Origin of the sequence: Stieleria sp. (assembly GCF_041595215.1) — a bacterium.
Taxonomy (GTDB): domain Bacteria; phylum Planctomycetota; class Planctomycetia; order Pirellulales; family Pirellulaceae; genus Stieleria; species Stieleria magnilauensis.
In genome coordinates this window covers 1-4,436 of sequence record NZ_JBFHKV010000746.1, presented here as the reverse complement: position 1 = coordinate 4,436, position 4,436 = coordinate 1, and the positions used below count along the sequence as shown (strand labels likewise).

At 59.0% G+C, this 4,436-nt stretch carries 5 protein-coding genes; 3 read left to right on the top strand and 2 right to left on the bottom strand.

Annotated elements, in window-relative coordinates; all coding sequences use genetic code 11:
* A partial coding sequence (locus ABX749_RS23550) for a hypothetical protein (protein WP_372898153.1) occupies nt 1-240 on the bottom strand: 240 nt, incomplete at its 3' end.
* Between the two features lie 47 nt (nt 241-287).
* On the opposite strand from ABX749_RS23550, the gene ABX749_RS23545 reads away from it, so the two are divergent.
* The 3 genes from ABX749_RS23545 (at nt 288) to ABX749_RS23535 (ending at nt 3,464) form a co-directional block, all read left to right on the top strand.
* On the top strand, nt 288-1,217 hold the full coding sequence (locus ABX749_RS23545) for a WD40 repeat domain-containing protein (protein WP_372898152.1): 930 nt from the start codon (nt 288-290) through the stop codon (nt 1,215-1,217).
* Nucleotides 1,218-1,432: 215 nt separating this feature from the next.
* Nucleotides 1,433-2,149, top strand: a complete 717-nt coding sequence (locus ABX749_RS23540; protein WP_372898151.1) for a peptidoglycan-binding protein — start codon at nt 1,433-1,435, stop codon at nt 2,147-2,149.
* Between the two features lie 70 nt (nt 2,150-2,219).
* On the top strand, nt 2,220-3,464 hold the full coding sequence (locus ABX749_RS23535) for a PQQ-binding-like beta-propeller repeat protein (RefSeq protein WP_372898150.1): 1,245 nt from the start codon (nt 2,220-2,222) through the stop codon (nt 3,462-3,464).
* Nucleotide 3,465: 1 nt separating this feature from the next.
* On the opposite strand, the gene ABX749_RS23530 is transcribed toward ABX749_RS23535, so the two are convergent.
* Nucleotides 3,466-4,436 (bottom strand): sulfatase-like hydrolase/transferase (locus tag ABX749_RS23530; protein WP_372898148.1); only part of this gene is annotated, 971 nt, incomplete at its 5' end.

Genomic DNA, 4,436 nt, shown 5'->3' with positions numbered 1-4,436 from the left:
ACCGACCAGGAAGACGCCTGCCAATGATGGTCGATCGAACAGAGATTTTTTCATAGAAGACCACTCAACGGAGAAAAGCGGTGAGAAATGCGGAGACGAGGCGAACGCATTGTGAGTGACACCCACATCCATTGCCACGCTAAAACAAAACCGTTCAGTATCAATGTGTAACGCAGCCCAAAGTGGAGTAAGCTTCCAGCTTGCCAATCCAAAACCGCAGGTAAGCTTCCAGCTTGCCAATCCGACGCCAATGGCAAGCTGGAAGCTTACCCCACTTGATCCATGTCATGTTGAAACTTGTTTGCTCTGTTGTTGTTCTGATGACGATCTCGGTCGCTCTTGATTGCGGCGCCGAGCCCCCGATCACCTCGATCGAGTTTGCTCCCGATGGATCGTCGGTGGTCGCGTGTTCTCAATCCGGAGTCGCGGTGTACGGCTGGCCGGATCTCAAGCCGCTGACAACGATTCAAACGTCGTCCCCGAATCTTCACGACCTCGCGTTTTCACCCGGCGGCGATCGTCTGGCCGTCGCCGGTGGGACGCCCGCGGAAAACGGTACGGTCGAAATTCTGTCGTGGCCGGATGGGAAATCGCTGCGCGTCCTCGATGGGCATTTCGATTCGGTGATGGACATCGACTGGCTGGACGAAACCAGACTTGCCTCGGCCGGGCTCGATCACAACGTCTTGATTTGGAACACCTCGACGGGCGCTCGAACAGAGACGCTGAAGGGACACTCACGCGGGGTTTTGGCGGTCGATCATCTGGCCGCATCGGGGTTGTTGGTCAGTGCGGGAATTGACCAAAGTCTTCGTGTCTGGGAAACCGAGACGGGCAGCCTGGTTCGCAGTCTGGCAATCCATGTCCAACCGGTCGGAAGTGTTGCCGTTCGTCCATCAGACGCGGGTTTGCCGATGATCGCATCGGCCAGCGACGACGCGACAGTGCGGTTTTGGCAACCGACGATCGGGCGGATGGTGCGATTCGCGCGACTGCCGTCCAAACCGCGCCAACTCCGCTGGCTCCGCGATGGATCGCAGGTCGCGACGTGTTGCGACGACGGACGGGTCTATTTGGTGAATCCCGAGACCGTGGAGGTCACCGCTATCGACGCGGCCATCAACGGACCGGCGTACGCGATCGCCATTGCCAAGTCCGGCGGCAGTGTCCTCGTCGGCGGTGTCGACGGCCAACTCATGCGAATCGATCTGCCCTAGCAGCACTTCATCCTGCCACACATCATTCTGCCCCGTATCATTCTGCCACATCTCCTCCCGACACCAATTGGCCGAACCGACGCACCGCGATGTCGCGAGGGAGGCACGCTGTGCGGGACAGCGCGCTAATTTGCATTGCAGCGCTGGCACGGGTATGTTCGCGTGGTGCGAGAGCTTCGGTTCAGGAGCCCCTCCTTCTCTCCAGGAATCCAACCATGACCCTCTTTCTCAGCGCGTCGGTCGGACACCGTGGATCCAATCAGCACAAAGATGTCATGGAGGTGCAAGAGGCCATCAACAAGGTTCCGCTGGACGAAGGCGGCTCCCCTGTTCCATTGAAACTGGATGGCAAGTGCGGGCCGAAGACGATCAAAGCGATTCAGCGTTTCCAGCTCCATCATTTCGGTTGGGGTGGATGCGATGGTTTGATCGAGGTGGGAAAGCAAACCTACTTGAAGCTGGTGCTCTACACGCTGCCAGAACTCAAACTCCCGCCGCCACCGGCCAGACGGATCGAACCCAAGTCGCTGAAATTTATCATCATGCGTGAGAATGCAAATGATTCCTTCGGGGCGAAGAATCGAGATCACTATTTCGAGATTCGATCGGTCCCGCATAACTTCGCCAGCGTCTATTTCTTGGGACGCCAGCAAGGCATGCACCCACATCCGATTCCGACCCGCTTCGACGGTCATTTCAGTATCTTCAGAGCGAAACGCGCGATCACGACGAAGGAATTTGAATCCCAGGCGGTCTACTTCACGCGGGAGAAAGCGGGGAACACTTCAGACAGCCACCTGACGCTGTTTCTCGAATCGGGCACGATCCAAATTCCGATGGACGCCCATTTGATCGGTCCCCAAGGAATCATCTCCGGCGGTCACCCTGGGACCAGTACGTTCCGCTCGGGGATTTTTGATTTTGTATCCTGAGTCGTTCCACCGCCACGTCGATAAACTGCTTTGCGGCTTCCGTTGTTCCCTTTCCAACATGAGAAATCCTATGCGAGTTGCTTCCGTTTCGCTGATGTTGCTCTCGGCAGCCGTGATGGTGCCGAATTTGACTGCCGCCGATTGGCCACAATTTCGTGGCCCCGGTGGTCAGGGTGTGACGAGTGACACCAACCTGCCGCTGGTCTGGAGCGAATCAGAGAACGTCGCCTGGAAGACAGAATTGCCGGGGTATGGCGCGTCGAGTCCGATTGCGCTCGGGGATCGCTTGTACGTGACTTGTTACAGCGGTTATGGGATCGACCGCGAGAATCCCGGGCGGATGGAAGACCTGACGCTGCACGTGGTTTGCCTCGGTAACGACGGAGAGATCGTTTGGGACCAACATGTCCAGCCTAAACTCCCTGAATCCGAACGCGTGCGTGACCACGGCTACGCGGCTGCAACACCCGCAACCGACGGAGAGTTTCTGTACGTCTTCTTCGGCAAGACCGGTGTGTTGAAGTTCGACCTGGACGGCAATCAACTTTGGCAAGCCGACGTGGGGGACAAGACGCACGGTTGGGGCTGTGGGACTTCACCGGTCTTGTACAGAAATCTGGTGATCGTCAACGCGAGTGTCGAGAGTGGTTCGCTAGTGGCGATCGACAAGGAGACGGGCGATGAAGTCTGGCGTGCCGGCGGGATGGACGCTTCCTGGAACACGCCGCACCTGGTGGACGTCGGCGGCGGTAAGCAGGAACTGGTGGTCAGCGTCAAAGACAAGATCCTGGCGTTTGACCCGGCAACCGGGGCCCCGTTGTGGAACTGCGACGGGATCCCCGACTACGTTTGCCCCAGCATTGTCTCGCAAGATGGTGTCGTTTATGTCATCGGCGGGCGAACTTCGCGTGCCATCGCGGTGCGCGCCGGTGGCCGGGGCGACGTCACGGACACCCATCGATTGTGGGAAGCCAAGGCGGGGGCGAATGTCGTTTCGCCTGTGATCCACCAGGGGCACCTGTATTGGGTCAGCGATCGCAACACGATCGCCTACTGCGTGCGACTGGCGGACGGCGAAGTGGTCTACGCCGAACGGTTTCGCGGCCAGCCTTACGCGTCCGCTTTGGCCGGTGATGGCAAGCTGTACGTCGTCACCCGAAACGGCGGCACATATGTTTTGGCTGCCAAGCCCGAGTTTGAGCAACTCGCCCACAACCGACTCGACGATCGCAGTACCTTCAACGCCAGCCCGATCGTCGCCGACGGCAAACTGTATTTGCGCAGCGACAAATACTTGTATTGCATCGGCGAGTAAGTCAAGGGTTGACCGCGCCGTTCAAGTCACGGCTTCGCGGCGACCGCTTGATGGCGGCGAGTTCCTCGCGCAGTGAATCGACCAGTTCCGGATGCTGGTCGACCAAGTTGTTCGTTTCGCCGAGGTCTTCGGCCAGGTTGTACAGTTGGCCTTTGGGGTTCTTGGGCTTGCCCTGGGCTCCGCGGTCGCTGAACCCTCCCGATCCGTCTCCGTCGATGAACTTCCAATCCCCGCGGCGAATCGTCATCAGGCCTTTGCCGCTTTGAAGTGCGAGCGATGGGCGTTGGGGCGCCGTGGAGGGTTTTCCGGTCAGTTCGCCGAGAAAGCTAAAACTGTCCGGTCCGACATCCGTCTTGTCTTTGTTTTGAAAGACCCCCGCACCGGTTAGTTCATCGGCGGTGGCGAGGAAATCGACGAAGCTGATCGTTTTGTCGCTGACCGAATTGGCCGCAACGGTTCCCGGCCAACGCGCGATCATCGGCATCCGGTGGCCGCATTCCCAGGCGTCCGCTTTCATCCCGCGCAGTCCACCCGAACTGTCGTGTCCGAATCGCTGCACGTCGGTTTCGTACCAGACCGGCCCGTTGTCGCTGGTGAAGATCACCAACGTGTCGTCGGTCATCTTTGCCGCATCGAGTTGCTTGAGGATCTTGCCGATCATCGCATCGACCATCATCGCAAAATCACCATACATCCCCGCGCCGGACTTGCCGGTAAACTCATCGGCGGGCAGCCACGGTGTGTGGGGCGCCGGATAGGCCACGTAGAGCATCAGCGGTTGATCGCGTCCGGCGTGCGACTGGATCACCTGGCAGGCTTCGTCGGTGAATTTGGGCAAGACGTCTTTCAGTTCCATCCCCGGGGCGATCCCACCGGCCCGCCAAAACGCGCCTTGGATCGGCGACCAGCCTTCGCTCTGATTCGCCTCGATCGAATCCGACGGCGGCGCGACGGCCATCCGGTCTCGGATGT

Coding starts and splice junctions, on each gene's coding strand:
- ABX749_RS23535 (WP_372898150.1), top strand. CDS start 2,220: ATGCGAGTTGCTTCCGTTTCGCTGATGTTGCTCTCGGCAGCCGTGATG.
- ABX749_RS23540 (WP_372898151.1), top strand. CDS start 1,433: ATGACCCTCTTTCTCAGCGCGTCGGTCGGACACCGTGGATCCAATCAG.
- ABX749_RS23545 (WP_372898152.1), top strand. CDS start 288: ATGTTGAAACTTGTTTGCTCTGTTGTTGTTCTGATGACGATCTCGGTC.